This window comes from Alphaproteobacteria bacterium, from assembly GCA_025800285.1.
In the GTDB taxonomy this organism is placed as follows: Bacteria; Pseudomonadota; Alphaproteobacteria; order JAOXRX01; family JAOXRX01; genus JAOXRX01.
This window is the reverse complement of record JAOXRX010000036.1, coordinates 32,595-57,880: the sequence shown is the minus strand read 5'-3', so window position 1 is coordinate 57,880 and position 25,286 is coordinate 32,595. Positions and strand designations below refer to the sequence as shown.

General features: G+C 30.8%; 31 protein-coding genes and 1 tRNA gene. 16 read left to right on the top strand and 16 right to left on the bottom strand.

The genetic code is table 11. The features are described 5' to 3' along the window. From OIF36_00880 to OIF36_00850, 7 genes are all read left to right on the top strand, one after another. The coding region (locus tag OIF36_00880) for a hypothetical protein (GenBank protein ID MCV6599024.1) at nt 1-327 on the top strand (327 nt) is incomplete at its 5' end. A 103-nt stretch (nt 328-430) separates the two neighbouring features. Continuing rightward, nucleotides 431-1,210 (top strand): ABC transporter permease, encoded by a 780-nt coding sequence (locus tag OIF36_00875; GenBank protein MCV6599023.1) that lies wholly within the window; start codon nt 431-433, stop codon nt 1,208-1,210. 11 nt (nt 1,211-1,221) lie between these two features. After that, nucleotides 1,222-2,013 (top strand): ABC transporter ATP-binding protein, encoded by a 792-nt coding sequence (locus OIF36_00870; GenBank protein ID MCV6599022.1) that lies wholly within the window; start codon nt 1,222-1,224, stop codon nt 2,011-2,013. Continuing rightward, nucleotides 2,013-2,258: a Fis family transcriptional regulator gene (locus OIF36_00865; GenBank protein ID MCV6599021.1), complete on the top strand. Its 246-nt coding sequence runs from the start codon at nt 2,013-2,015 to the stop codon at nt 2,256-2,258. The genes OIF36_00870 and OIF36_00865 overlap by 1 nt, the downstream gene beginning before the upstream one ends. Next, the gene (locus OIF36_00860) at nt 2,239-4,347 is read left to right on the top strand and encodes an ATP-binding protein (GenBank protein MCV6599020.1); all 2,109 of its coding nucleotides are present in this window, start codon (nt 2,239-2,241) and stop codon (nt 4,345-4,347) included. Before OIF36_00865 ends, OIF36_00860 begins: the two co-directional genes overlap by 20 nt. Then, on the top strand, nt 4,340-5,704 hold the full coding sequence (locus OIF36_00855) for a sigma-54 dependent transcriptional regulator (GenBank protein ID MCV6599019.1): 1,365 nt from the start codon (nt 4,340-4,342) through the stop codon (nt 5,702-5,704). The genes OIF36_00860 and OIF36_00855 overlap by 8 nt, the downstream gene beginning before the upstream one ends. A 93-nt stretch (nt 5,705-5,797) precedes the next feature. Next, nucleotides 5,798-6,469, top strand: a complete 672-nt coding sequence (locus OIF36_00850) for a hypothetical protein (protein MCV6599018.1) — start codon at nt 5,798-5,800, stop codon at nt 6,467-6,469. A 112-nt stretch (nt 6,470-6,581) separates the two neighbouring features. Here the strand turns inward: OIF36_00850 and ychF are convergent, their stop codons facing one another. From ychF to OIF36_00825, 5 genes are all read right to left on the bottom strand, one after another. Beyond that, nucleotides 6,582-7,682: a redox-regulated ATPase YchF gene (gene ychF / locus OIF36_00845; GenBank protein ID MCV6599017.1), complete on the bottom strand. Its 1,101-nt coding sequence runs from the start codon at nt 7,680-7,682 to the stop codon at nt 6,582-6,584. Between the two features lie 28 nt (nt 7,683-7,710). Continuing rightward, complete coding sequence (locus OIF36_00840) at nt 7,711-9,264, bottom strand: hypothetical protein (GenBank protein MCV6599016.1); 1,554 nt, start codon at nt 9,262-9,264, stop codon at nt 7,711-7,713. A gap of 14 nt (nt 9,265-9,278) precedes the next feature. Continuing rightward, nucleotides 9,279-9,983 (bottom strand): hypothetical protein, encoded by a 705-nt coding sequence (locus OIF36_00835; GenBank protein MCV6599015.1) that lies wholly within the window; start codon nt 9,981-9,983, stop codon nt 9,279-9,281. A gap of 61 nt (nt 9,984-10,044) precedes the next feature. Further along, nucleotides 10,045-10,506, bottom strand: a complete 462-nt coding sequence (locus tag OIF36_00830) for a hypothetical protein (protein ID MCV6599014.1) — start codon at nt 10,504-10,506, stop codon at nt 10,045-10,047. Next, nucleotides 10,481-11,005: a hypothetical protein gene (locus OIF36_00825; GenBank protein ID MCV6599013.1), complete on the bottom strand. Its 525-nt coding sequence runs from the start codon at nt 11,003-11,005 to the stop codon at nt 10,481-10,483. The genes OIF36_00830 and OIF36_00825 overlap by 26 nt, the downstream gene beginning before the upstream one ends. Before the next feature lie 130 nt (nt 11,006-11,135). Here OIF36_00825 and OIF36_00820 point away from each other — a divergent pair, with 130 nt between their 5' ends. Next, the gene (locus tag OIF36_00820) at nt 11,136-11,540 is read left to right on the top strand and encodes a TraR/DksA family transcriptional regulator (GenBank protein MCV6599012.1); all 405 of its coding nucleotides are present in this window, start codon (nt 11,136-11,138) and stop codon (nt 11,538-11,540) included. 51 nt (nt 11,541-11,591) lie between these two features. Here the strand turns inward: OIF36_00820 and OIF36_00815 are convergent, their stop codons facing one another. From OIF36_00815 to OIF36_00795, 5 genes are read right to left on the bottom strand one after another with little or no spacing between them, the layout of a single operon-like run. Then, nucleotides 11,592-12,536: a M23 family metallopeptidase gene (locus OIF36_00815; GenBank protein MCV6599011.1), complete on the bottom strand. Its 945-nt coding sequence runs from the start codon at nt 12,534-12,536 to the stop codon at nt 11,592-11,594. A gap of 3 nt (nt 12,537-12,539) precedes the next feature. Beyond that, nucleotides 12,540-12,908 carry a hypothetical protein gene (locus OIF36_00810; GenBank protein ID MCV6599010.1) on the bottom strand — a complete coding sequence of 123 codons (369 nt, stop codon included), beginning with the start codon at nt 12,906-12,908 and terminating at the stop codon, nt 12,540-12,542. A 38-nt stretch (nt 12,909-12,946) separates the two neighbouring features. Then, nucleotides 12,947-13,324 (bottom strand): DUF2155 domain-containing protein, encoded by a 378-nt coding sequence (locus OIF36_00805; GenBank protein ID MCV6599009.1) that lies wholly within the window; start codon nt 13,322-13,324, stop codon nt 12,947-12,949. Further along, complete coding sequence (locus OIF36_00800) at nt 13,305-13,781, bottom strand: MlaD family protein (GenBank protein ID MCV6599008.1); 477 nt, start codon at nt 13,779-13,781, stop codon at nt 13,305-13,307. Before OIF36_00800 ends, OIF36_00805 begins: the two co-directional genes overlap by 20 nt. Nucleotides 13,782-13,793: 12 nt before the next feature. Next, nucleotides 13,794-15,287, bottom strand: coding sequence for a SurA N-terminal domain-containing protein (locus tag OIF36_00795; protein ID MCV6599007.1), 1,494 nt, complete (start codon nt 15,285-15,287; stop codon nt 13,794-13,796). Between the two features lie 150 nt (nt 15,288-15,437). Between OIF36_00795 and tpiA the strand changes: the two genes are divergently transcribed. From tpiA to miaA, 6 genes are all read left to right on the top strand, one after another. Continuing rightward, nucleotides 15,438-16,208 (top strand): triose-phosphate isomerase, encoded by a 771-nt coding sequence (tpiA, locus tag OIF36_00790; GenBank protein ID MCV6599006.1) that lies wholly within the window; start codon nt 15,438-15,440, stop codon nt 16,206-16,208. Nucleotides 16,209-16,235: 27 nt separating this feature from the next. Then, entirely contained in the window at nt 16,236-16,616 is a 381-nt protein-coding gene (secG, locus tag OIF36_00785) for a preprotein translocase subunit SecG (protein ID MCV6599005.1), read from the top strand. Between the two features lie 71 nt (nt 16,617-16,687). Continuing rightward, complete coding sequence (locus tag OIF36_00780) at nt 16,688-18,349, top strand: CTP synthase (protein ID MCV6599004.1); 1,662 nt, start codon at nt 16,688-16,690, stop codon at nt 18,347-18,349. A gap of 147 nt (nt 18,350-18,496) precedes the next feature. Continuing rightward, nucleotides 18,497-19,846 carry a UDP-N-acetylmuramoyl-tripeptide--D-alanyl-D-alanine ligase gene (locus tag OIF36_00775; protein ID MCV6599003.1) on the top strand — a complete coding sequence of 450 codons (1,350 nt, stop codon included), beginning with the start codon at nt 18,497-18,499 and terminating at the stop codon, nt 19,844-19,846. A gap of 8 nt (nt 19,847-19,854) precedes the next feature. Beyond that, nucleotides 19,855-20,253 carry a cytidine deaminase gene (gene cdd, locus OIF36_00770; protein MCV6599002.1) on the top strand — a complete coding sequence of 133 codons (399 nt, stop codon included), beginning with the start codon at nt 19,855-19,857 and terminating at the stop codon, nt 20,251-20,253. Then, nucleotides 20,243-21,088 (top strand): tRNA (adenosine(37)-N6)-dimethylallyltransferase MiaA, encoded by an 846-nt coding sequence (miaA, locus tag OIF36_00765; protein ID MCV6599001.1) that lies wholly within the window; start codon nt 20,243-20,245, stop codon nt 21,086-21,088. The genes cdd and miaA overlap by 11 nt, the downstream gene beginning before the upstream one ends. A gap of 10 nt (nt 21,089-21,098) precedes the next feature. Here miaA and OIF36_00760 read toward each other — a convergent pair whose 3' ends face one another. Continuing rightward, on the bottom strand, nt 21,099-22,025 hold the full coding sequence (locus OIF36_00760; protein ID MCV6599000.1) for a tyrosine recombinase XerC: 927 nt from the start codon (nt 22,023-22,025) through the stop codon (nt 21,099-21,101). A gap of 121 nt (nt 22,026-22,146) precedes the next feature. Between OIF36_00760 and OIF36_00755 the strand changes: the two genes are divergently transcribed. After that, nucleotides 22,147-22,222: transfer RNA gene (locus tag OIF36_00755), tRNA-Lys, on the top strand. Between the two features lie 472 nt (nt 22,223-22,694). Here OIF36_00755 and OIF36_00750 read toward each other — a convergent pair. Genes OIF36_00750 through OIF36_00735 form a run of 4 tightly spaced genes read right to left on the bottom strand, consistent with a single transcriptional unit; the run spans nt 22,695 to nt 24,012 of the window. Continuing rightward, nucleotides 22,695-23,135 carry a flavodoxin family protein gene (locus OIF36_00750; protein MCV6598999.1) on the bottom strand — a complete coding sequence of 147 codons (441 nt, stop codon included), beginning with the start codon at nt 23,133-23,135 and terminating at the stop codon, nt 22,695-22,697. A 25-nt stretch (nt 23,136-23,160) separates the two neighbouring features. After that, the gene (locus OIF36_00745) at nt 23,161-23,334 is read right to left on the bottom strand and encodes a hypothetical protein (GenBank protein ID MCV6598998.1); all 174 of its coding nucleotides are present in this window, start codon (nt 23,332-23,334) and stop codon (nt 23,161-23,163) included. A gap of 38 nt (nt 23,335-23,372) precedes the next feature. Further along, entirely contained in the window at nt 23,373-23,606 is a 234-nt protein-coding gene (locus OIF36_00740; GenBank protein ID MCV6598997.1) for a hypothetical protein, read from the bottom strand. Beyond that, nucleotides 23,596-24,012 (bottom strand): transcriptional repressor, encoded by a 417-nt coding sequence (locus OIF36_00735; protein MCV6598996.1) that lies wholly within the window; start codon nt 24,010-24,012, stop codon nt 23,596-23,598. The genes OIF36_00740 and OIF36_00735 overlap by 11 nt, the downstream gene beginning before the upstream one ends. Before the next feature lie 156 nt (nt 24,013-24,168). Between OIF36_00735 and OIF36_00730 the strand changes: the two genes are divergently transcribed. After that, nucleotides 24,169-24,900, top strand: coding sequence for a coenzyme F420-0:L-glutamate ligase (locus OIF36_00730; GenBank protein MCV6598995.1), 732 nt, complete (start codon nt 24,169-24,171; stop codon nt 24,898-24,900). Between the two features lie 107 nt (nt 24,901-25,007). Here the strand turns inward: OIF36_00730 and OIF36_00725 are convergent, their stop codons facing one another. Continuing rightward, nucleotides 25,008-25,259 (bottom strand): DUF3977 family protein, encoded by a 252-nt coding sequence (locus OIF36_00725; protein ID MCV6598994.1) that lies wholly within the window; start codon nt 25,257-25,259, stop codon nt 25,008-25,010. Nucleotides 25,260-25,286: the final 27 nt, after the last annotated feature.

The following is a 25,286-nucleotide window of genomic DNA, read 5'->3' as shown; positions in this document are numbered from 1 at the left end:
TGGCAATATTCTAATTATATTAGTTATTCATATAGTAAAGCTATTGTTTCTGGGACTATTTCTGTTGGTGGTTTAGTGGGCTACTTACAGTCTTCTAATATAATAGATAGTTATGCATCATTTACTACAGCTCCAACGGGCAATTCTAATGTTGGAGGTTTGGTTGGATTCTCTTCTAGTAGTGTTAGTAACTATAGTGATCTTTGTGAAGAAGGTGTTAATGCTTGCTCTGAAGCAGATGCAATTGCTATACAGAATAACTCATGGACAAGCCCAATATGGAAAACTGTAGGGACTACAAAAACTCCATTGTTAATTAAAGAGTAAAATGTTTATTTAATAAGCATTATTTATAAAAAAATATTGACATTGAGTGTTAAAAGATTTATTTATTTAATATTAGCTTATTAAAAATAAAGGGATGATGTTTATGATTGAAAAAAGAAATTTCTTAGCGAGACTTGGTAAAAAGTTCTTAGATTCATTAGAGGTTTTAGGAAGACTATCAATGTTCTCTGTTAATTCAGTTAAGAATATTTTCGGTAGGCCATTTTATTTAAAGCAACTATTTATTCAATGTTTGTCTATAGGTTATTACTCTTTGCCAGTTGTTGCAATGACTACAGTCTTTACAGGTATGGCATTGGCTCTTCAAACTTATTCAGGATTCTCTAGATTCTCTGCAGAAGGAGCTGTGGCTACAGTAGTAGTGCTAGGTATAACTAGAGAACTTGCTCCTGTTATGGCAGGGCTTATGGTTGCAGGAAGAGTAGGGGCGGCTATAGCGGCAGAGATAGGAACAATGAAAGTTACAGAACAAATTGATGCTCTTACAACTTTATCTACAAATCCATATAAATACTTAGTAGTGCCGAGAGTTATAGCAGGAACAATTATGTTACCTGTATTGGTTTTAATTGGAGATGTTTTTGGAGTTATGGGGGGATTCTTAGTTGGAGTATATAACTTAGATTTTAATCCAGCAAATTATATCAGAAATACAGTTGAGTACTTAGAGCCTATGGATGTTTATTCTGGATTAATTAAAGCGGCTGTTTTTGGATTTATAGTATCTTTAATGGGATGTTATCATGGGTATAACTCTAGAGGAGGAGCTCAAGGAGTTGGTTCTGCAACAACAAATGCAGTTGTATCCGCTTCGATTTTAATATTAATAGCTAACTATATCGTTACAGATTTACTATTCTAGAGGTAAGAGAAATGAAAATAAAAAAAGATAAAACTCCTAAAATAAAAATGAATAATGTTTATAAGCATTTTGGCAGTAAAAAAGTTTTAAATGGAGTTGACTTTGAAGTGGCTAAAGGAGAGTCTTTAGTGATTATTGGAGGATCTGGTACAGGTAAGTCAGTTACTATAAAATGTATATTGGGATTACTCCAACCAGACTCTGGTTCTGTAGAGATAGATGGAGTTAATACTAAAAAAATGAACTCTAAAACAAGAGAAAAAGTAAATGCAAACTTTGGAATGTTATTTCAGGGAGCAGCTCTTTTTGATAGCTTAACAATTTGGGAAAATGTTTCTTTTGCTTTAATGCAAGGAAAACATAAAATGAATAAAAAAGTAGCTAGAAAATTAGCTGTAGAGAAATTATCAGAAGTAGGTTTAGGTAAGGAGGTCGCTGATTTATATCCTTCAGAGTTATCTGGAGGTATGCAAAAAAGAGTGGGCTTAGCAAGAGCAATTGCCTCAAACCCAGAAGTTATATTCTTTGATGAACCTACTACAGGATTAGATCCTATTATGGGAGATATAATTAATGATTTAATCGTTAAGTGTGTGAAAAATTTAGGTGCAACTGCTATATCTATAACTCATGATATGGCGAGTGCTAAAAAAATAGCAGATAAGATTGCTATGTTACATGAGGGGAAGATTATTTGGTATGGAACTGTTAAGCAGTTAGAAAGAACAAAAAATCCATACATAAGACAGTTCGTTGAGGGAGTGGCTGAAGGACCAATAAAAATGAAAGTGAGTAATGAGTAATGTCTAAAGGTGTGGCTTCTTGTATTAAAGAAAAATTAAACAGTTACTTCTATGATTTGCATGGAACTTGTCCAAGAGATTTATATGCTTCTTTATTAAAAGAATTTGATTATTCTCTTATAGATGTGGTTTTGACTCAAACAAAAGGTAATAAAGTTAAAACAGCTGAAATACTTGGCATAAATAGAAATACTCTAAGCAAAAAAATGAAAGACTTAAATATAGATGCAAAAAATTATAAGTAAAATTACATTAAATTCGGTTGCATTTTTGATTACATTCTGTGCAATCGTTTTTGGTGTATTTACTTATATTAAATTCTTATCATCAGACTATTTATTAAGCGATATTAAAACAGTATATGTTTTGATGGTAATAGAGTTATTATTGTTAATATCTCTAGCTTTTATTTTCTTATATAAAATATCGTTCATATTAAGAGAGAAAAAAAAGAAGAGGGCTGGTGCAAAATTGCAATCCAGACTAATTAAGATATTTACAGCTATCCTTACAATACCATTCTTAGTTATATGTATATCTTATGTTTTTTCATCATATTTGGGTATGCAAACATGGTTCTCTGATAGAGTTAAGCAAGCCGTTAATGAATCAGTATATGTATCAGAAGCTTATTTAATTGAGCATAAATCTATAATTAAAACAGATGTTTTAAATTTAGAAAATATGATAAATGAAATATCTATGCAGACCTATAATGATAAGAGTAATTTCTCAGGTATACTAAGAAAATATGCTAATAGCATGGGATTATCAGAAATTATAGTTTTTGATGGGTCAAATAGAGTAATTGCTGAAACTGAGATGTTGCCATCTTTAGAGTTTGATGTCTTTAAAAATATTGAAGAGATGAATTTAGCAAGAAATGGTGAAATAGTTATTATGCATAAGGATAATGAAGAGAGTATTAGCTCTTTGAAGAAGCTGGATGGATTAATAGACTCTTTTGTGCTGGTGAGTAAGTTTGTAGATACAAATATATTGCAACATGTTGAAATTTCAAAAAAAGGAGCTGAAAATTATTTCCATTTAGAAAAGAACATGAGTAAAATCCAGTTCACATTTATATTGGTTTTTGCTATGTTATCTTTAGTCTTGTTATTTCTATCTATAATGCTTTCTTTTGTTTTCACTGATAGAATAACCTCTCCAATCATAGACTTAATAAAAGCTTCTAGAAAAGTTGGGGAAGGTAACTTTAATATAAATATTTGTGAGAGTAAGAACTCTGGAGAAATAAATGATTTAATAAAAGCTTTTAACTTGATGACTAAAAAACTTGAGGAACAACAGCAAGACCTAATAAAAGCAAATCAAGATTTAGATGAAAGAAAGCAGTTTATTGAAAGTGTGTTATCAGGGGTTCCTTCTGGAGTAATGGGAATTAGCAATGATTTAATAATCAATCTAGCTAATCCAGAGGCGGAACACATTTTAGATATTAAAAAGAAAAGTTTAATTAATAAAAATATAGATAGCATTTTTCCAAATGTTAGAAAAATGATAGAAAATAATGTAAGTAGTAAACAGATAGAAATATCTTTTGATAATCAGCCCCATAAAATATTATCGATTAATATTACTAAACAAGAAAAGCAGGGTTTTGTTATTTCTTTCAGAGATATAACAAGTTTGATATATGCTCAGAAACAGGCGGCATGGGGAGATGTTGCAAAAAGAATAGCTCATGAGATAAAAAACCCATTAACTCCTATATCAATATCAACGGAAAGAATTAAAAGAAAGTTTAAGGATGAGGTTAAAGATAAGGAGGTTTTCAATACTTGTACAGATACAATTTTAAGACAAGTAAAAACAATCAGGCAAATGATAAATGAGTTTTCCTCTTTTTCAAGAATGCCAGAACCTGTATTTAAAGAAAACAACTTATCTTTATTAGTTAAAAATGCTACTTTAGCTTTCAAGACAGATGATATTAGTATATCTTTTAGAGGTTTTTCAAAAGATGTAATGTGTTATTGCGATGAGATGCAAATAATACAAGCTATTAGTAATATAGTAAAGAACTCAATTGAAGCTATGCATGAAGTAGTAGATAAAAAGCTGGTTGTATCTATAAATAAAAGTGAAGATAATATAAAAATCACTATAGAAGATAATGGTAGCGGTATAGATATGGATAAAGATATTATAGAACCATATGTAACTACTAAAGATAAAGGTACAGGTTTAGGGCTTGCTATAGTTAAAAAAATAATGGAAGATCACTTAGGGACTATAAGTTTTTATAATAAAAGATCTAGAGGAGCTAAGGTAACTCTATGTTTTAAGTGTAGGAGGATAAATAATGTCTAATAACATATTAATAGTTGATGATGAAAGAGATATAAGAGAGTCCTTATCTGGTATTCTAGAAGATGAAGGTTTTAATGTTATCAAAGCAAATAACGATATTAACTGTTTCAAAAAAATTAAGACAGATAATCCTGATGTAATTATATTAGATATATGGCTTGAGGGTAGTGAGCTTAATGGAATAGATATCCTAAATAAATTACATAATGAGCATTGTGATATTCCTATTATTATGATTACAGGACATGGAGATATAAAAACATCAATAAAAGCTATTAAAATGGGTGCTTATGATTTTTTAGAGAAGCCTTTTGACTTTGATAAATTAATTATGATTATAGGAAGAGCTTTAGAACTAAATGAATTAAAGAAAAATAATAAAAAATTAATTGTTGAGAATGAACTTCATGAAGATGGCTTCTTAATAGGAGAATCAATGAAATCTTTAAAAGAGGAGATTGATGTAATCTCTGGATCTAACTCTAGAGTTTTTATAACGGGTGAAACTGGTGCTGGTAAAGCAAGTGTTGCTAGACTAATACACGAGAAGTCTAATAGAAGAAACAGCTCTTTTATCATGATAAATTGTGCTTCAATGAATGATAAGCTACTAGAAGAAAAACTATTTGGCTCAAAAGACATGGAGGGGCTTATTGAAAAAGCTCAAGGTGGAACTTTATTTCTTAATGAAATAGCAGATATGTCTTTAGAGATACAAGCGAAGATATCTTCATTCATCTTACAAGAAAAATTTTCTAAAATTGATAGCGATATAATATTGGAATCTAACTGTAGAGTAATATGCTCTACAGCTAAAGATATAGAAAAGCTTGTAGAAAAGGGAGCTTTTAGAAAAGATTTATATTATAGACTTAATGTGGTTCCTTTATATGTTCCTAGTTTGCAGGAAAGAAAAGAAGATATTCCTTTATTAAGTAAATATTTCATAGAGCAATATTGTTTAGAGCATAATTTAATACCTAAAAAGATTTCGGAAGAAGTTATGCTACTTTTAAAGAGGTATGATTGGAATGGTAATATTGTTCAATTAAAAAATGCTTGTGATTCAATTATAATAACGAATGCTAGTAATAATAAAAAAGAAATAAAAAAAGATATGTTACCAAGCTATCTACTAAATGCATATAAGTCCTCTTCTGTAAATGTGAATAATACATCTGTTCAATTTCTTAATAAGAACTTAAGAGAAGCTAGAAGTGTTTTTGAGAAAAACTACATAGAGGACCAATTAGATAGATTTCGTTGGAATATCTCCAAGACAGCCGAATTCATAGGCATGGAGAGGAGTGCTTTGCATAAAAAAATGAACTCTTTAGGAATAAAGTCTAAAAAATAACTTGACATTATAGGAATAATATCCTATAGATATAAAAAGAATGAGGGCCATTGTGTCCTCATTTTTTTTAACAATAAATAAAGGAGACCATTTATGAGTGAAAATCTCTTATCTGAAGATAAAAAAGAAAATCAAGAGGATGTAAAAATTCCTCAAAAATTCCTGAATAAAGAAACAGGAGAAATTAACACAAAATCTTTATTAAAATCATATTTAGAACTTGAGAAAAAATTATCAGAAAAAACTTCTCAAATGCCAAAACTTCCAGCATCAATAGAAGAGTACTCTATTATATGCAACCATGATTATTTTAATCCTGATAATGAAATAAATCAAAAACTATTAGAGAAAGGTTTTTCAAATGAACAGGCTCAATTAGTTTATGATTTAGCAGAAGAAAAAATGATACCAATGATTATAGAGATCGCTTCGCACTTTCAATGTGATAAAGAAAAAGAAAAATTGCATCAAAAGTTTGGCGGTCAAGATAAGTGGAGAGAAGTTTCTAGACAATTATTACAATATGGTAAGACTAAGTTGCCAGAGAAAGTTTTAGAAGGTCTATCATCAAGTTATGATGGAGTTATTGCTCTTTATAATATGATGACAGAAGATGCTCCAATTATTTCTGTTGCAGAAGAGTTTGAAGAAGGATTGACTCCTGAAGACTTGCACAAAATGATGAAAGATAAAAAATACTGGCAAACTAAAGACCCTGAGTTTGTAAAAAAAGTAACTCAAGGATTTAAAAAGCTATATAAATAGATTGTATTTTTGATTTTTATTTTGAATATAAAAGAAATCCACTGTTATACTTTTATGTACAGCAGTGGATTTTTACTTTTATCTAAAATAATATCTCAGATTTTTTAACTCTTTAGTTATTAAACTTAAAGTGCATTACATCGCCATCTTTAACTATATATGCCTTACCTTCTTGTCTAACTTTACCAGCTTCTTTACACTTTGATTCTCCACCTAGCATTACATAATCTTCATAAGCTATAGTTTCAGCTCTAATGAAGCCTTTTTCAAAATCTGTATGGATTACTCCAGCAGCTTGTGGAGCAGTTGAACCCTTAACAACAGTCCATGCTCTTGTTTCTTTTACTCCAGCTGTAAAGTATGTGATTAAATCAAGTAGTCTATATCCTGCTTTAATTACTTTATCAAGTCCCGCTTCTTCTAGTCCTAAGCTTTCTAAAAATTCTTTCTTTTCTTCATTGCTATCTAGCTGAGAGATTTCTTCTTCTATTGAAGCACAAATAATAACAACTTCAGCATCTTCTTTCGCTGCTTTTTCTTGTATTTTTGCAGAAAACTCGTTACCTTCTGCAGCACTGTCTTCATCAACATTACAAACATATAAAACTGGTTTAGTAGTTAATAATTGTAATCCTTTTAAAAGTTTATTTTCATCCTCAGTTATTTCTGTATATCTTGCAGGTTTTCCCTCTCTCAATACTTCTAGTACTCTATTTATAATTCCAATTTGCTCTGCAGCAGATTTGTCATTACCTTTTGCTTTCTTTTCTAAAGCAGGTAATCTTTTCTCTAAACTTTCTAAGTCTGCTAGCATTAATTCAGTTTCAATGATTTCAGCATCTCTTATAGGATCAATATTCCCTTCAACATGAGTTATGTCTGTATTTTCAAAACATCTTACAACATATATGATTGCATCAGTCTGTCTAATGTTACCTAAAAATTGATTGCCAAGACCTTCTCCTTTAGATGCTCCTTTAACTAAGCCAGCAATGTCAACAAACTCTAATTGAGTAGGGACTTCTCTTTTGGTTTCAGCAATTTCTCCTAGTATATGTAGTCTTTCATCTGGTACAGCAACAATACCTACATTAGGTTCGATTGTACAAAATGGAAAATTGGCAGCTTGAGCAGATGCCGTTTGAGTTAAAGCATTAAATAAAGTTGATTTACCGACATTAGGTAAACCTACGATTCCACAATTAAATCCCATATTATATATTCTTTCTTTTTATTATTTATTATTTTTGTTCAGTGTGTACAGCTAATGTAGCTGCTCTATTCGCTAATATTTTTTCAAGAACCTGATACTGTTTCCATTTTATAGCTAATGTAGTACCTAAGTTTCTAATAATCTCTCTATCTATGTTTGTAGGGTTATCAGGAGATAATTTTACATAGTAACCTGTAGATTGAGGTATTCTTCTAACAAGAGAATCTAAGAATTGATACTCTGATATTGTATTACCTAAGTCAGCATAATCCTCTTCGGCAGCAGCATTGTTTTCTAACTCTTCTTTTATATATTTAGCAGCATATGTTCCTGTGCCTTCTTTCCCATCGTTAAGAGCCTCCCTGAATGCCATTGAGAAATTACTGATATCTTGAGCAACAGAAAATCTAGCTTGTTTAGATTTTGCTGCAACAAAATCAACACTTCGTGAAGATGGTACATTATCTATGTTTGTTTCTTCTGGTATTGGATTAAACAAGTTAACAATTCCGTTTAATGCAGCAAAAGAATGCTGTAGTGTTTTAATTACAGGTCTTGCTAAAACAAAACCATAGTAGTTTCTATCAGCGGCAGGCAAAACAGTAGGGAATATACTTACTCCAGCTAAGCTATCCAATGGTGCAACACCAATTGGTGTACCATCTTCGTTAAATCTAGCAGGAGGCATAGATGTTTTTTCTGAGTAACCTTCTTCATTTTTTTGTTCAGGGAAATCTCCTGTTGTTTCAAAGGCTAAACTTGAAGCTAATCTTGCATTAATTGCTCCAGATGAATTTGGTGCGAACTCTTCTTTTGTTCCGCTTAATTGCTGTAAAGTTTCTTTATTCAGATTTGAATAAGAAGTAGCTGTATTAGATGCTTTTTTGTATTGTTCTTCGGTCTTTTTAGCAATTTCTATAGCACCAGATTTTGATTTAGCTTTTTCACAGTTATTTCCTAGCTTATCCTTACCAAGACTCATAGCTATTTCAGCTTTCCCTTGATCTATAATCATATTTCTATTTATCTGTTTTTGTTTATTTAGCATAGCTTCTTCTTTTTTAGTTATCTCAGAAAAAGCTGCTTCAATTCTCATCTTTTGACAGTCTATTGCCTGTACAACAGATGTTGGTAATACACATTGAGTAAGAGTAACAGTAGGTATCTCATTATCTATTAAAAGTTTCAAAGCTTGTTCCATGGTTGTCATTCCAGCAGTGAATGATGCTTCAACTAAAGTAGCAGCAAGATCCCCAGTGCCTGAACCTAAGCAAGGTATAGGGGGAAGACAAGAGGCAACGGAGGGAATGGACATCATTCCTGCCCCTGCAGCTAAATTTGTTTCTCCACTTGTTATCGAGCTAATTTGATTTATTGTTTTTTCTATAGAGTATAGTTTTTCTTGATCTGCTTCAATTTTATTTTCTTCTATTTCTTTTTTGATTTCAACATTAGCAACAGAATGTTTTTTTTCTGTATTATCTTTTTTTGGTGTTGCTAATATATTTTGAGCATTAGCAAAACCAAACCCTAATAAAGAAAAAGTAATTATAAATAAACTTATTTTATTTGTTATTTTCATTTTATATCTCCATTTTATTTTGCTAATACATCTGCAGCAATAGATTTATAGTTTTCTTTTTGAAAGCTAAATTTATATGTTGCTGAATTATCTGCTTTAATTTTGCCTACATAAGGAATCTTTTTATATTTTTTGGTGTATGTTTCCACATTTAAGTAAGATTTTGTTGCATCAGTAGTTGCATCAACAAATTTTGTACAAGCCTCGTTAAAGAAACTTGCTCCCGCACCAAGTAATGAGTCCATTAATTTGCCAGGGTTCGCTAAGTTGCCAGCAATTTCTCCAATGTCTTTCATCATTCCGCCAACGATATCTAATCCGTCACCCATCATGCCAGCAATTCCTGACATTATTTCATCACTTGAAAACTTAAGTCCAGCTCCTAGAGCCCCTCCTAGTCCAATTAAAGAAAAATCTGGGACACTAAAACAACCACTTTCTTTTTCTTTTTTTGTCGGAGAAACAGAAGGTTGTTTTTTTATTATTTTATTTATCTCTTGTGTATCAGCTATTACTAATTGTTTATTTCTTTCTGCAATTTTTTGTTTGATTTTCGGATCGCAAAATGTAGAGTTATCATTTGTTGAGCTTTTTTCTGCACTGGTTTCTGTTTGTTTAACCCCAGTAGTTTTAGGAGGAATTGCTACTGCTTGAGCGAAAGATTCAGAGCAGAATATAGAAACTCCTATCAATAAACATAATATGACTTTAATTTTCATCCTTTGATTTCTCCTTACTTCCCTCATACTATTAAATTTTATTAAATTTTACAAGGTTTTTTTAATTTTTACAACCAATTAATTTTATAGAGTATCCTTTTGTATTAATTTTTTTATCACTGTTAAGTTTACCCTTATATACTTTATTATTGTTTTTAACTTGCACAGCAGCATTAGCTTTATCATTTTTATCATAACTACAAGAATTAAATTCTAAATTAAAATCACCTACTTTTTTAAAATCACCTTTATTCATCTCAAGCATTTTATATTTACCGCTATCTAAGTCAGTTACTTTAAAAATCCCTAAATTACTACTGCCGCTATTAATAATTAATGCATTATTTTTATCCTTTTTATTTTTATCACTATTTTCATTATTTTTATTATTATTTTTATATTTCTCAGATCTCTTTTTATTTTGATCTCCATTATTTATAGAATTATATCTACCGTTAGCTTGGCTTAAGCCCCTGTCAGAGCTGGTTTCAAGAGACTCATCTACCCCCCCCCTCAACGGCATCTGCAGATAATTCTTTGAATCTTTTGGTGTCTGGTATGCCTACAGCTTCAGTTACTTTAAACTTTTTTTTCTTGAGATTAACTTTGCCTCCAGTCATATCTTTTACTTGATCAAAGGCCATGTTTTTAGCATCTTTTATAGAGTCTTTAACATATTTATTAGCTATTTTTGATGATTTTTCAACTACATCGCAAAGAGCTTTTTTAATATCTAGGATGGAGGGCATACTTGCTCCAATTTCAAGTTTTTTTAGACAGCTGATGTCAGCCATCTCTTTTGTATTCTTGATACCTTCTCCTATCATTTCACCAGATTTTTCTAAGTTTACAGCATTTAATTCTTGAATCTTATTGGATACATCGCTTCCGATGTCAGCAGTATCTGATTTTATAGAATTTAATTTTTCTGTATTTTCTTTATTCATAATCTCTTGAGCATTAGAGTTTAGGCTAATTACAATAGAAAAAATTAATGTAAGTAATAATAAGTGTGTTTTCATGGTAAATACTCAATAAATAGTTAACAATTTAAGCAATTATAAAATTTTTTTTGCTAAAAATAAAGAAAAAAGTTGAATTTTTTTTATTTTTATAATATCTAAGGGTAAATATTATTTTTAGGAGGGTATCATGTCAGATAATAATTATAAACCAACAGAACAAGAAGAGTTCATGAATGAACAAATGGTTAAGTATTTCGAAAACAAACTTTTAGAAATGAAAGATAAAGTTTTATCAAGAGATAAAGATCATGATATAAATGAAGATCTACAAGACTTAAAAGAAGCAGATCCAAATGATAGAGCAACTAAAGAAGAAGAAGCTGCTCTAGATTTAAAGAATAAGGAAAGAATAAATAAAACTCTAGCAGATATTGAGGTTGCTTTAAATAAAATTAAAATAGGAGACTATGGCTACTGTGAAGAAACTGAAGAAGAGATAGCTGTTATGAGATTAGAAGCTATGCCTACAACAAGGTATTCTATAGAAGCTTTAAAAGAGTTGGAAAAGAATAACGGTAATAGACCTATCTAATATTTATTTACATAATATTAATAAAAAAGCATTTGGAAACAAATGCTTTTTTTATATGTATTTTTCAGGATTAACAGGTTTTGTTCTTTTTCTTATTTCAAAATGTAGTTGGTTATTATCTACTGAACCTGTGTTTCCTACTGTTCCTATTATAGAGCCTCTGTTTACAGTTTGCCCTTTTTCAACTAATATTTTGTTTAAATGAGCATAAGTTGTTATCCACCCAGAATCGTGTTTTATTAATATTATATTACCAAGCCCTTTTATCTTGTCGCTTGCATAAACTACTATGCCGTTTTCAGCAGCTTTAACGGCTGTTCCTTTTGGTGCTAATATGTTTATGCCATCATTGTGTAGGCCGTTTTTCTTTGAGCCAAATGAAGATACTATTTTCCCACTTGTTGGCTTTAAGAATTTTGAAGAACTTCTTTTTGGTGGGGTTCTGCTAATAATATTTTTACTTATTCTTACTTTATTATTGTTTTTTACAAGAGATTTTCTTGTAGTGGACTTGGAATTATAAGGTATGGTTAATTTATCTCCTTTGCTTATTATATAAGGGGATTTTAGATTGTTAACACTTATTAAGGAAGATAATGTTACACTATTTTCTCTTGCAATTGAATACAGAGTGTCATTCTTTTTAACAGTGTAATACTTTGTGTTAGATATTGCTAATTTTTGTCCTACTTTTAAACTATAAGGCTTCTTTAATTTATTTATTTCAATTAGAGATCTTAAAGGAATTTTATGTTTCTTAGCAATTGAATAAGCTGTGTCATTCTTTTGAACTATGACATAATTTTTATATTGATTCTTATTATGTGTTTCTTCAGAGCTAATTGTTTCATTGATAGCTATTGCTCTTCTCTGATTATATTGTCTTCTCGTTAGTTTTCTTAAATTCGCAGATCTTAGAGGGGCAGGGTGTTTCCTTGCGCATGATGTCGTTGCACAACATAAAAGAATTAAAATTATTAACCTTTTTGCATTCATTTTTTAGTTACAAGAGCAGCTCTTTTTATAAGCACAACATCTTGAAGGAATCCAACCTTTTCTTTTCATACACTTTTCTATGAAGGTTTTTGAATTTTGAGATTTCCAATCGTTACCATCTTTAACAGCACATCTTTTTGTATTCAATGTTTCAACTTCAAGCTTTTGTCTGTTTTTAGAGATTGATATGCATTCAGCTAGATCTCTATCTAATAAATCTTTTGCTTTTGGTCCTGTTAAGCTAGTGTCTGTGCTTAATTTTTCTCTTTCCCATAAGTTGCTGTATTCTGTTTTTCTATTTATCATTCCAGAGCATGATGCTAAAGTTAAAACCATTAAAAATAGGCTTGTTGCTTTTAAAATTTTATTCATAGTAATTATTTCTCCTTGTTGTCGCTATGTTACGAAATTTATTTTTCTTTTACAAGTGTTTTTTTGCAATCTTTAACCCAAATATCATATATGCCGCTTTCCATTGCTGATAAAGAAGGGGAAGAGGCAAACATCCAACCCGAGAAGATTTCATCTTTTTTATAATATATCTTTAAAAATGAAGCGGATTCAGGTAGGTCTAGGGGAGATGATTTTTGACAAGATAATGCTTTTATTTTTAAATCTCCAAAATCTGTTTCTTTTCCAACTTCTATTTCAAGAGTTTCTGTTTTACCAGTTATTTTATTTAAAGCTCCTAATACAGATGTATCATAATCCTCCATTTCCATAGCATTAGAAATAGAGGTTGATAATAGTATTAAGAATATTGCAAGTTTAATTGCTTTCGCTTTCATTTTTATCACCTTTATCTTTTAAAGAGAATATAACTTGTCCAAGAAGTTGCTCTAAACTCGCTCCAGATTGAGTGTTTGTAATTTCGTCTCCATCATGTAGAAATTCCTCTTCAAAACCTGCTTCAATGGCGATTAGCTTATTTCCCATTAAACCTGGAGATGATACTGTAGCGATAGAGTCATAAGGTATTCTATCTTTTAAAGAATCTTTTATTGTTAAAGTTGTTTTAACGAAAAAATCATCTTCAATATCGATGTTACTAACAGAACCAACTTTAAATCCTCCAATAGTTACATCAGAGCCTACAGCAATTCCGTTTACATTTGAAAACTTAGCAATTAGGTTGAAGCCGTCAACTGTTTTGATGTTTGATGATGAGTAAACAAACATTAAAAATGTAACCGCAATAGCTAAAACGACACCGCCAAAAATAGTTTCTATTATATTTCTTTTCATAATTTTTTTCCTTTATTCTATTTCGTATAATTTATCAAGAGCATTATAATTTATCTTTGCTTTATATTTATCAAGTAAAGAATTAGCATAAGCTTCCATTATTGTGTAAGATGTATCTACATCTTTTTGTTCTGATACTTCCTTCTTTTCTTCATAATCTATTTCATTAAGAGTAAATAAAAATACACCTTCTTCAATTATTGATAAGCCAGCTTCACCTTCTTTTTCTTTTGTAAATAGCTGAGCTATAGCAATAGGAGAAAGTTTGCTTAACTCTTCAATAGTAGGTCTTCTATGGAAGTTTGAACTTGTTTGAACTTTTAAATTTTCTTCTTTTGCGATATCTTCTAAAGTTTTTTCACTAGCATTTATTTGCTTAACAGCTGCTACAGCTTTCCCTCTAACAAGATCTTCAGCTTTTTGAGAAATATATTTCTCTTTTACTTCTTCTTTAACTTTTGCAAAAGGTTTAGCTTCATTGCCTTTTGTTTCATCTATTCTAACAATAAAGAATTCTCCGTTAACTGTTTCTTTAAGCTCTGATGTTGGTGTTTCTGTAGATGATAGTTCTAAAAGAGTTCCAAGGATATCTTGTTTTGCAACTAATTCTGTCTTCACACTATCTGCATTCATAGGATCAACATTTTTAATTGTTATTATGTCTGTACCAAGCTCTTCACTTATTTCTTCAATAGATAGTTCATCAAATAGTAAGTTTTCAGCTAAATCTACTTTAGATAATAACTCATCTTCAGCTTCTTCAGATTTTTCTTCTCCTGAACTTGATAAAACTAAAACAGATATATCATGTAATACAGGTTCTCTGTATAAATGAAGATTTTCATTATAATATTTTGTTAAATCTTCATCTGAAAATTCAACCTTAGATTCTTCTATAGGTAGTATAATATATTTAGCATTTCTAACTTCACTATTATACTTATTAAGTAGCTCTTTAGAGTATGCTAATGGTTTAGCTCCAGAGGTTATGATTGAAAGTAAATTAACTCTAGCTTTTTCTTGCTTTAGATTATCTATAAATTGTTTTTCTTTTCTATATCCTGAATAAGCAATAACAGATTTAAATTTTTCAGCATCAAAATTACCATTTTCATCTTGGAAATATGGTTCTTCAGCTATTAGCTTTGCAGCAAGGTCATCGCTAACCCTTATCCCCATGCTATCAGCTTCTGTATTAAGAGCTATTTCACTTATCATTTTTTTAACTGATGTATTTAATAGTCCTGCTCTTACACCATCTTCTAGAGAAATGCTTGTATTGTTTTGTTGCCCTATAAAATATAAATCTTTTTTAAAGTTACTATCTATAGCAACATTTGATATTTTTTGTCCATTAATTTCAACTGCTGCATTTTGAGTATGTAAAATATTTCTAATTACATCTGCTACTCCCCATAGTCCAAAACTAAAAATAAGGATTAGCATTACTATTGTAAATAATATAGTTTTTAAATTTTCCGCTAAGTGTTTGTATAATCTTTTCATTGTATTTTCTTCCTAATTTATTTTGTTTATACTCATAATATAGAAAAAGATTTTTTTTTCAAGTTAAAAAATGTAAAATTTTACTAGATTTTTTTTTAAGAAAATGTTAAGTAGTAAAAATAAGAAAATTCAATAGAAAAGGAAAATAAAATGTCAAAAACAAAACTTATTGCAGGAAACTGGAAAATGAATGGTGTGAAAAGCTATGTTGAAGATTTAGCAAAACCTCTAGCTGAGTTCATGAATCAAAAACAATGTGAATCAACAAATGAAGATTCTTACGAAATGCTTATTTGCCCTCCATTTCCTATTTTAGATAGAGTTGTGCAAATTGCAGGTGAATCAAAACTTATGGTTGGATCTCAAGATTGTCATACGGCTGTTTCAGGTGCTCATACAGGAGACACTTCTGCAACAATGATTAAAGATATTGAAGCTACACATGCTATTGTTGGGCACTCAGAAAGAAGAGCTGATCATGCTGAAACAAATGAAATTGTTAAAGCAAAAGCAGCTGCTGCAAATGAAGCTGGACTTGTTAGTGTTATTTGTGTTGGTGAAGTAAAAGAAGAAAGAGAAGCTGGTAAAGAAATAGAAGTTGTTTCAAAACAATTAGAAGAATCTATCCCTGCTGGAGCTACTGCAGAAAATACAGTTGTAGCTTATGAGCCAGTTTGGGCTATCGGTACAGGTCTTGTTGCAAGTATTCAAGATGTTGAAGATATGCACAAAGCTATTAGGGAAAAACTAGCTACAATGATGAGTGATTTTGAAAATGTTAAAGTTCTATATGGTGGTTCTGTAAAACCTGCAAATGCTAAAGAAATCCTAGCAACTGAAAATGTTGATGGTGTTCTAGTAGGTGGTGCAAGTTTATCAGCAGAAAGCTTTATCGAAATTGCAAAAAGTGCTACTTGTTAATTAAATTAATTAAGAGAGGATATTTAAATGCTAGAAATAGTTTTAGTTATACAAGTTATAGTTACTGTATTTTTAATTGCAGTAATTATGATACAAAAATCAGAAGGCGGTGGCCTAGGTATAGGTGGCTCTGGTGGAGGAATGGGTGACTTCTTAGGTGTAAAAGGAACCGCAAATCTTTTAACAAGAGTAACAGCTGTTTTAGCGGGAGCATTTATGGTTCTAGCTATTGTTCTAGCTATATTATACTCTAGAGTTAATTCTCAAGATTCATCAATAGTTGATAAAATCGTTCAACAAGAGGTTGTTGTAGAACAGGTGGTTCAAGATACACAAGAAACACCTCCGGTCGAAACGGAAGTAATAACAACAGAAACTGATGTATCTGATAAAGATCAGAATAAATAGTAACCTTAAAAAAAGAAGTTGTTTTGACTTCTTTTTTTAATAGTAAATAAGTAAGTAAGGAGTTTTAGATAGTGGCTAAAAGAGAAACTAAATTTATATTCGTAACGGGTGGTGTTGTATCATCATTAGGTAAAGGTATAGCGGGAGCTGCAACAGCAGCAATTTTAAAATCTCGTGGTTATAAAGTGAGAATGAAAAAAATTGATCCGTATCTTAATGTTGATCCAGGGACTATGAGTCCAACTCAACATGGAGAGGTTTTTGTTACGAATGATGGTGGTGAAACAGATTTAGATTTAGGGCATTACGAAAGATTTGCAGGAGTTCAAACTTCTAAAAAAGATAATATTACAACAGGTAGAGTTTATCTAAATGTTCTTGAAAAAGAAAGAAAAGGCGATTATTTAGGTCGTTGTATTCAGGTAATACCTCATGTAACAGATGAAATAAAAGAGTTTATAAAAGAAGGTGTTGGAGAATACGATTTTATATTTATTGAAATCGGAGGAACAGTCGGAGATATAGAGGTTACTCCATATCTTGAGGCTATAAGACAATTCGGTAATGATTACGGTAGAGAAAATTGTGTTTATATGCATTTAACTCTATTGCCTAACTTAGAAAAAGCTGGGGAAATTAAAACTAAACCAACACAACACTCTGTTAAAGAATTGTTATCATTTGGTATTCAGCCTCAAATTGTTTTATGTAGATCTAAAAGTGTTCTGTCAAAAGAGCATAGAGATAAAATAGCATTGTTCTGTAATGTTTCTAAAGATAGAGTTATATCAGCTCCAGATGTAGATAATATATATAAAGTACCGCATGTTTATCATGAGCATGGTTTAGATAAAGAAATACTTAAGTGTTTACATATGAGAGGTAAGACTGCTAATTTGACAACTTGGAAGAATGTTTTAAGAGCATCCTTATTCCCAGAAGCAGAAGTTACTATAGGTGTCGTAGGTAAATATATAAATTTATTAGAAAGTTATAAATCTTTAATCGAAGCTCTTGATCATGGAGGTATTGCTAATAAATGTAAAGTGAACCTTAAGTGGATTGATGCAGAAAAAGTTGATAAGTCCTTAGCAGAAGAGTTATTACATGAAGTTGATGGTATTCTTATTCCTGGTGGCTTTGGGGAAAGAGGAACAACTGGTAAAATATTATCAGCAAGATATGCTAGAAAAAATGATATTCCTTTCTTTGGTATATGTTTCGGTATGCAAATGGCAGTTGTAGATTATGCAAGAGATGTTGCAAAACTTAAAGGAGCTAATTCTACAGAATTAGTAGAGCATCCAGAACATAAAATTATATCTCTTATTGAAGAGTGGGATAATCATCATAAAGGAACTAAAGAAAAAAGAGATGAGAACTCTGATTTAGGCGGGACTATGAGATTAGGAGCTTATCCTTGTAAGCTTAAAAAAGGTTCTCTAGTGCAAAAAATATATGGTAAAGCTGATATATCTGAAAGACATAGACATAGATATGAAGTGAATATTCATTATAAAAAACAATTAGAAAAAGCTGGCTTAGTATTTTCAGGAATGTCCCCAGATGGTAATCTACCTGAAATTATAGAAATAGCTGATCATTCTTGGTTTGTTGGTGTTCAATTCCATCCAGAGTTTAAATCAAAACCAACAACTCCACATCCTTTATTTGCTTCTTTTGTGAAAGCAGCAATTAAAAAGCATCGTGAAAGAATGGAAAAAATAGATTAATACTTTTTATTCTTATAAATAGAGCCTTTCTAAAATATATATGTATATGGAGAGGCTCTTTTTTATATCAAATTTTTTAAATCTTACTGGATATTTTTCTCTATATATGCTAAAAGCAATAAGTATAAAATATGGAGATGAAAAACTATGTTATGGAATGATAAAAAATTATTAGAAGCTGTATCTGGAGATTTTAATAAGATACCTTTTGTTGCAGAGGGGGTTTCTATAAATACTCGTAATACAAAAGCGGGAGATGTTTTCGTCGCAATAGAGGGGGGAGAGCAGTATTTAGACAATGCTATAAAAGCTGGAGCTGTATGTGCAATTGTCCCTAAATCCTTTAATAAAGAATTAGAGGGGTTCCCTTTAATAAAAGTTGAGGACACTTTTACATCTTTAGTTGCTATGGGGCAGTATAAGAGAGAAAAAACAAATGCTAAGTTTATAGCTATTACAGGATCAGTAGGGAAAACTGGAACTAAAAATATGCTGGCTAAGATTTTTTCTTTTTATGGAGAAACTTATGCAACAGCTGGTAATTATAATAATCACTACGGAGTTCCTTTAACATTAGCTAATATGCCAGAAAGTACAGATTTTGCAGTTATTGAGCTTGGTATGAATCATGCAGGAGAAATATCATCTTTGGTTAAACAAGTGAGACCGCAGGTAGCTCTAATTACTACTGTAGCAGAGTGTCATATAGAGTTTTTTAATTCTATAGAAGATATTGCTCTTGCTAAAGCAGAAATATTTGAAGACTTAAAGGGGACTGCTGTATTACCTAAAGATAGTCCTTGTTTTGATGTTCTTTTGAAACAAGCAAAAAGTAATACAGATTCTATAATAACCTTTGGAACAGGTGCAGACATCTCTTTAGAGAGTGTTACTTGTAAAGAGGGCTCAAGTGAAGTCAAAATAAATATAGACAATATAGATTATAATTATGAATTATCAATTCCTGGAGAGCATATAGCTTTAAACTCTTGTGGTGTTATAGGAGTGTTAAAAGCTTTGGGGTTAGATATATCAAAAGCCTCTTTAAATATGAAAAAGATAGTTGTTACAGAAGGTAGGGGAAAGAAAATAAAAGTTTCATTTAATGGTAAAGATATAACTTTTATAGATGAGACTTATAATGCTAGTGCTAAATCCATGATTGCTTCAATAAAGACTCTGTCTTTAATAAAAGGAGGAAGAAGAGTTTTAGTTCTCGGCGATATGTTGGAATTAGGAGCTCGATCAGAAGATTTGCACTTATCAATTCTACCTACTATATTAGAGAATAATATAGATAAAGTTTATTGCTGTGGGAAATATATGAAATTGCTTTTTGATGAATTACCTGTTTCAATTCAAGGTGCTTTTAGTGCAAAATCAGAGGGGTTGCTCAATGTTTTGGAAGAAGAGTTACAAGATAAAGATAATGTTTTGACAAAAGGTTCTCATGGTAGTAATATGACTTTAATCATAAATCATTTTAAAAATAAATAGGTGTTACAATGGATAGAAAAATTAAAAAAATGCTGAAGCTTGCAAAAAGAACAAGAGGGAATGCTTATGCTCCTTATTCTAAATTCAAAGTCGGAGCTTGTATTCTTACAAAAAAAGGAAGCTTCTATGTCGGAGCTAATGCAGAAAACTCAGCTTATCCAGAAGGAACTTGTGCAGAAACAAATGCTATTGGTGCCATGGTTTCAGCAGGAGAAAGAGAAATAGAAAAAGTTGTTTTAATTGGACCTGATTATAAAATAATAACTCCGTGTGGTGGGTGTAGGCAAAGATTGGCAGAGTTTGCGGATAAAGATATAGAAATATATTTGTTTAATGATGCAGGGGATTTACAAAAAACTACTGTTGGTGAGCTTTTACCAGGAGGATTTAGCTTAAATGAAAAATAAAGTAGTAATTATAGCTGGTCCTACAGCAAGTGGTAAATCTTCCGTTGCAAAAGAGTTGGCTTTGAAAGAAAATGGAGTGATTATAAATTGTGACTCTATGCAGGTTTATGATGTGCTGAGGATTATCACAGCAAGACCATCAAAACAAGATGAAGGTGAAGTTGAACATAGGCTTTATGGATATTTATCTCCAGCAGAAGCTTGTAATGCAAATCTATGGAGAGAAAGAGCTTTAAAAGAAATAGATGATGTTATATCTAAAGGGAAATTACCTATAATTGTTGGTGGAACAGGTATGTATATAAAATCTTTAATGGAAGGTTTGACCCCTATACCAGATATACCTACAGAAATCCGTAAAAATGCTAGGACAAGATTATTAGAAGAGGGGAGTTCTTCTTTATATAAAGAAATTTCGGAAGATGATAGAAAAAGATTAAGTGAGAATGACAGTCAAAGAGTTTGTAGAGCTTATGAAGTTTTAAAAGCTACGGGGAAATCTATGGCTTATTGGAACTCAGTTCCTAATGTTGGGGTTAGAGATGATTTAGATTTTGATTTAAGAATTATTATGCCAGATTTGCAAGAGCTTTATAAAAAATGCGATGGTCGTTTTGTAAAAATGATAGAGCAGGGGGCTATTGAGGAAGTTAAAGCTCTTATGTCTATGGATTTAGATGAAAGTTTGCCAGCTATGAAAGCTATAGGTGTTCCTGAAATTATATCTTATATAAAAGAAGAAATGAGTTTAGAAGAAGCAATTGAAAAAGCTCAAATGCAAACAAGAAGGTATGCAAAAAGACAAAGAACATGGTTTAAAAAATATATTGCATAAGTTAGTGTTTTTATTTTCTAGGATGACATTTGTTGTAAATGTTTGCTAAGTGTTCTTCGTCAATCTTTGTATATTTTTGAGTTGTTTGTAAAGATGAGTGTCCAAGCATACTTTGAATAGATCTTAAATCTCCTCCGCTAGATAGAATGTGTGTCGCAAATGAGTGTCTAAAAGCATGTGGAGTTAGACTGTTTGGTAAGCCTAAAGAATATCGTATATTTCTTAAAGTTCTTTCTGCTACTCCTGGGTTTAATCTTTTTCCTCGTTTTCCTAAAAATAAAGCAGAGTCTTTTTCAAAATTAAAAGGGCATTCATTTGTATATTTAAAGATAGCATCTTTGGCTTGATTTATTATAGGGACTATTCTTTCTTTATTTCCTTTACCTAATATAGTAATTGTCTCTGACATTGAGTTTATATCTCCAAAGTTTAGACTTATTGCTTCGCTTATTCTTAATCCGCAGGCATATAATAAAGTAAATAGAGCTCTATCTCTTTTCCCAACCCAATCATCACTGTCTTCTTCTGCGAATTTCAATATCTCATCAATTGCTCTCTTATCAATAGGCTTTGGTAACTTCTTAGAAGCTTTTGGAGAGTTTAACACATCAATGCTGGCATTATGCATTTGCCCTATTTTATCCATGAAGTGAAAAAAGTTTCTTAATCCTGCTATGGAACGAGCTCTAGAGTCTGGTAAAACTCCTTGCATAGCTTTCTCTGATAACCAAGAACGGAAATCTGTTAAGTCTGCACTAGATAAATCATTTATGCTAGGTTTCTTATTATGAAATTCATTATAAAAATTTATAAAGTTTTCCATATCTATATTGTAAGCTCTAATAGTATTATCAGATAAATTTTTTTCTTGTTTTAAAAAGAGATTCCACTTGTTGATATACTCTCTTAAATCATCCATAACATTTAAACATTTCATACACATAATCATATATTAAAGTAAATAAAATATCAATTTTTATTTTTTTGATTTTTTTTAAAGAAATAACTTGACTAAAAGAGGAAGTTGATATAATATGCCTTTCATAAGTGGTTAATAAGGGTGCTTAGCTCAGCTGGTAGAGCAACTGACTTTTAATCAGTAGGTCATGGGTTCGAATCCCGTAGCGCCTACCATTTATAAAAACAATCCCCCGTTTGGGGGATTTTTTTTATAAATATATAGGCACTTTGGACTTTGAACCCATGGGTTCGACAATACGCTTAGATTTGCTAGGGAGCGTAGCAACCGCAGCAAATCTGTAGTCTTTGCAACTTTCGAAGACCTGCAAGGTCGCACGAAAGTAATCCCGCAGCGCCTACCATTTATAACAAATAGACTGCCTTTTGGCAGTCTTTTTTTTGTAAATATATAAGGGTTAGCATTAGAACCCTTGGGTTAGAAAACTGTCTAGATTTCAAAGGTTTCGCAGAAACCGTAGGAAACCGTAGTTTTGCAACTTTGAAAGGGCCCTTGCGACCGCAACAAAGTAATCCCGCAGCACCTACCATTGAGAACATTTTTTTACAAGAAGTTTGAATTTTGTTTTTATAAAAATAAAAAAATGGCCTCAGGAGAGGCCATTTAAAATTAGGAAAATTTTTTAAATTATTTTATAGCATTAATTATCTGCTCAACCCAAGGAGCAATGTTCTGATAAAAATCATCTTCATTCTTACATAATTCAGCTATTCTTTCCGCCCCAAGCTTAGACAAAGCATTATCAAAATCTTCTCCAGCTTGACAGAAGTTAGGATACATAGAGTCTCCCAGAGCAAATACTGCAAATTTAACTCCTGATAAATCCTCTGTGTTTGTTTCTGCAGATATGCTTTCCAACATAGTCATGGCATTAGTCGGAGCATCACCATCTCCCCAAGTGCTCGTAGATATTAGAGCTACATCACAGTTCTTTATATCTTCAAGACTAGATTTCGACATATCTAAAACTTCAGCTGATAAAGATGCCTCGTTTAATTTTTGAGAAATAACATTAGCTGCTTCTTCAGCATTTCCTGTTTCTGTTCCAAATAGTATTTTTATATTCATTTAAATTACCTCTTTCTATATAAAATTATTTAGGTGTATTCCCGCAATTATTTCCATTACATTTGCTTATAGGACAATATATTTTGCCTCTTGTTCTGCAAGTAGCACAGGAAGGTCTCATTTCTTCTCCTGTTTTTTTATGTATGTATTTCCCTTCAGGGGTTTTTGTAACTTCAAAGTATTTCGTAAAACTGTTCACTTATAATCCTCTCTTTTAAATTAAAGGCATATCTCCTGCTAACAAGAGATATGCGCGATATCCTCTTCTCTTGTATCAAACAAATCTAGTTTTTTAACGTCAGAGATTGAGAGTGAAAAACTCTCAATAGTAAAACTATAAAGAAAGTCGAAATCAAAAAATCCGCCAAGAGTAGTATCGACCTCTTTTTTAATATTAACTAGAAAATTTTTCCAGCCAAAAGAAAGAGAAGAGGAATTCTTCAAACTTTTTATGTTATTTTTATTTATCATTTTTTTCTCCTTTAGCATAAATTTTTATGTTGTGAGAAATAAGCTCATAACCTTTATCAGAGACTAATTTTTTTATCAGCTCCTCTAAATCAGAGTTGCAGAACTCAATGACATTGTTCTTTTCTATATCTATTATATGGTAATGATGATCTTTAGCATAAGTATTCTCATATATTATATAGTCATCATTAAAAATATGTTTTTCAATAACTTTTTCATCTTCAAGGATTTTTAGAACTCTATAAACAGTAGCAATGCCAATTTGAGGTAAGCTTTCTCTTGCCTGTTTAAGAATATCTTCTATGGTTAAATGCTGCTTAGTATTAATCATAATACTTGTAATAACTTTTCTTGGTTCAGTTATTTTTATTTGTAATTTACTTAATACTTCTATAGCTTTTTCCATTAAAAAACCTCTCTTAAATGTTTCTTGTTGCTAATGATAATCATTATCAATTAGATTGTCAAGAGAAAAATATAAAAAATATTTATTAGACCTAATTATTGACTTATGTAAATATAAGTTTTACATTTACATTAAATCTAAACTAAGGAATAAAATATGAAGATAGAATTTATAACAGTTAAAACAGATAAGTTTACTCCTCCTAAATTTGATATTTATGAGCAATTAGATAAATTTTTACCAGATTTACAAGAGAATGATGTTGTTTTTATAACATCTAAAGTTTTAGCTATACATCAGGGAGAGTGTATAGCTAGGGATAGTATTTTAGATAAAGATGATTTAATAAAGAAAGAAGCTGATTATTATATTGAAAGAGATTTAGAACAAGAGCATAATGTAATGCTAACAATAAAAGATAATATTATCATTGCTTCTGCGGGTATAGATGAATCAAACTCTGATAATTATTATGTTTTGTGGCCTAAAGAAGTAGATAATTTATTGAAAGAAATAAGAGCTTTCTTATGCAATAAATATAAGGTTAAAAATCTTGCTGTTATATCGACAGATTCTCATACTACTCCTTTGAGGTTAGGAGTTTCTGGAATCGCAACAGGATTAGTTGGAATAGAGCCATTAAAAGATGAAAGAGGAGCTTCCGATATATTTGGAAGAGAATTGAAAATAACTAGAGTGGATCAAATAACTCCAATGACATCTATGGCTGTATGGTATATGGGAGAAGGAGGAGAGCAGACTCCAATTTGTATCGGTAGAAATATAGAAGGATTAGTATTTAATGAAAAAGCAAATACTAATGATTTTTTTATCTCTCCTGAAGAAGATATTTTCAAACCAATGTTAAAAACTTTTTATGAAAAATAATATGAAATTTATAAAAGAAGAGTGTTTTAGATTTCATATCAAATATGGGAGTATGTTCTTTGTCATTTAGCAATGGTTTTGATCTTCTTTAATGAAGATAAAACAATTTATTTTCCTCTTAATCCTAGGACCCATTTAAAATTGTTACGGTTTTTTCTTTTAATTTCAAAACCATTTTTGCTAGATATAATAAATACGGTTTTAAAAAGCCATAATCTAGAGTAAATACCAATTATTTTCATTTTGTGGAATCCTTTTTTGCGGATTTCATCTTGTCCTTCTTTTTCTATCTCGCTGGAGACTCCTAATCCATATTTATTGTTATCAAAATCTATCCCTATTTCAGTATATATATCCATAATAATCACTCCCTTAAGTTATGGTCT

Bases quoted from the DNA above. Each gene is read 5' to 3' on its own strand.
- OIF36_00875 (MCV6599023.1), top strand. From the start codon at position 431: ATGATTGAAAAAAGAAATTTCTTAGCGAGACTTGGTAAAAAGTTCTTA.
- OIF36_00870 (MCV6599022.1), top strand. From the start codon at position 1,222: ATGAAAATAAAAAAAGATAAAACTCCTAAAATAAAAATGAATAATGTT.
- OIF36_00865 (MCV6599021.1), top strand. From the start codon at position 2,013: ATGTCTAAAGGTGTGGCTTCTTGTATTAAAGAAAAATTAAACAGTTAC.
- OIF36_00860 (MCV6599020.1), top strand. From the start codon at position 2,239: ATGCAAAAAATTATAAGTAAAATTACATTAAATTCGGTTGCATTTTTG.
- OIF36_00855 (MCV6599019.1), top strand. From the start codon at position 4,340: ATGTCTAATAACATATTAATAGTTGATGATGAAAGAGATATAAGAGAG.
- OIF36_00850 (MCV6599018.1), top strand. From the start codon at position 5,798: ATGAGTGAAAATCTCTTATCTGAAGATAAAAAAGAAAATCAAGAGGAT.
- ychF (MCV6599017.1), bottom strand. From the start codon at position 7,682: ATGGGATTTAATTGTGGAATCGTAGGTTTACCTAATGTCGGTAAATCA.
- OIF36_00840 (MCV6599016.1), bottom strand. From the start codon at position 9,264: ATGAAAATAACAAATAAAATAAGTTTATTTATAATTACTTTTTCTTTA.
- OIF36_00835 (MCV6599015.1), bottom strand. From the start codon at position 9,983: ATGAAAATTAAAGTCATATTATGTTTATTGATAGGAGTTTCTATATTC.
- OIF36_00830 (MCV6599014.1), bottom strand. From the start codon at position 10,506: ATGCCGTTGAGGGGGGGGGTAGATGAGTCTCTTGAAACCAGCTCTGAC.
- OIF36_00825 (MCV6599013.1), bottom strand. From the start codon at position 11,005: ATGAAAACACACTTATTATTACTTACATTAATTTTTTCTATTGTAATT.
- OIF36_00820 (MCV6599012.1), top strand. From the start codon at position 11,136: ATGTCAGATAATAATTATAAACCAACAGAACAAGAAGAGTTCATGAAT.
- OIF36_00815 (MCV6599011.1), bottom strand. From the start codon at position 12,536: ATGAATGCAAAAAGGTTAATAATTTTAATTCTTTTATGTTGTGCAACG.
- OIF36_00810 (MCV6599010.1), bottom strand. From the start codon at position 12,908: ATGAATAAAATTTTAAAAGCAACAAGCCTATTTTTAATGGTTTTAACT.
- OIF36_00805 (MCV6599009.1), bottom strand. From the start codon at position 13,324: ATGAAAGCGAAAGCAATTAAACTTGCAATATTCTTAATACTATTATCA.
- OIF36_00800 (MCV6599008.1), bottom strand. From the start codon at position 13,781: ATGAAAAGAAATATAATAGAAACTATTTTTGGCGGTGTCGTTTTAGCT.
- OIF36_00795 (MCV6599007.1), bottom strand. From the start codon at position 15,287: ATGAAAAGATTATACAAACACTTAGCGGAAAATTTAAAAACTATATTA.
- tpiA (MCV6599006.1), top strand. From the start codon at position 15,438: ATGTCAAAAACAAAACTTATTGCAGGAAACTGGAAAATGAATGGTGTG.
- secG (MCV6599005.1), top strand. From the start codon at position 16,236: ATGCTAGAAATAGTTTTAGTTATACAAGTTATAGTTACTGTATTTTTA.
- OIF36_00775 (MCV6599003.1), top strand. From the start codon at position 18,497: ATGTTATGGAATGATAAAAAATTATTAGAAGCTGTATCTGGAGATTTT.
- cdd (MCV6599002.1), top strand. From the start codon at position 19,855: ATGGATAGAAAAATTAAAAAAATGCTGAAGCTTGCAAAAAGAACAAGA.
- miaA (MCV6599001.1), top strand. From the start codon at position 20,243: ATGAAAAATAAAGTAGTAATTATAGCTGGTCCTACAGCAAGTGGTAAA.
- OIF36_00760 (MCV6599000.1), bottom strand. From the start codon at position 22,025: ATGAAATGTTTAAATGTTATGGATGATTTAAGAGAGTATATCAACAAG.
- OIF36_00750 (MCV6598999.1), bottom strand. From the start codon at position 23,135: ATGAATATAAAAATACTATTTGGAACAGAAACAGGAAATGCTGAAGAA.
- OIF36_00740 (MCV6598997.1), bottom strand. From the start codon at position 23,606: ATGATAAATAAAAATAACATAAAAAGTTTGAAGAATTCCTCTTCTCTT.
- OIF36_00735 (MCV6598996.1), bottom strand. From the start codon at position 24,012: ATGGAAAAAGCTATAGAAGTATTAAGTAAATTACAAATAAAAATAACT.
- OIF36_00730 (MCV6598995.1), top strand. From the start codon at position 24,169: ATGAAGATAGAATTTATAACAGTTAAAACAGATAAGTTTACTCCTCCT.
- OIF36_00725 (MCV6598994.1), bottom strand. From the start codon at position 25,259: ATGGATATATATACTGAAATAGGGATAGATTTTGATAACAATAAATAT.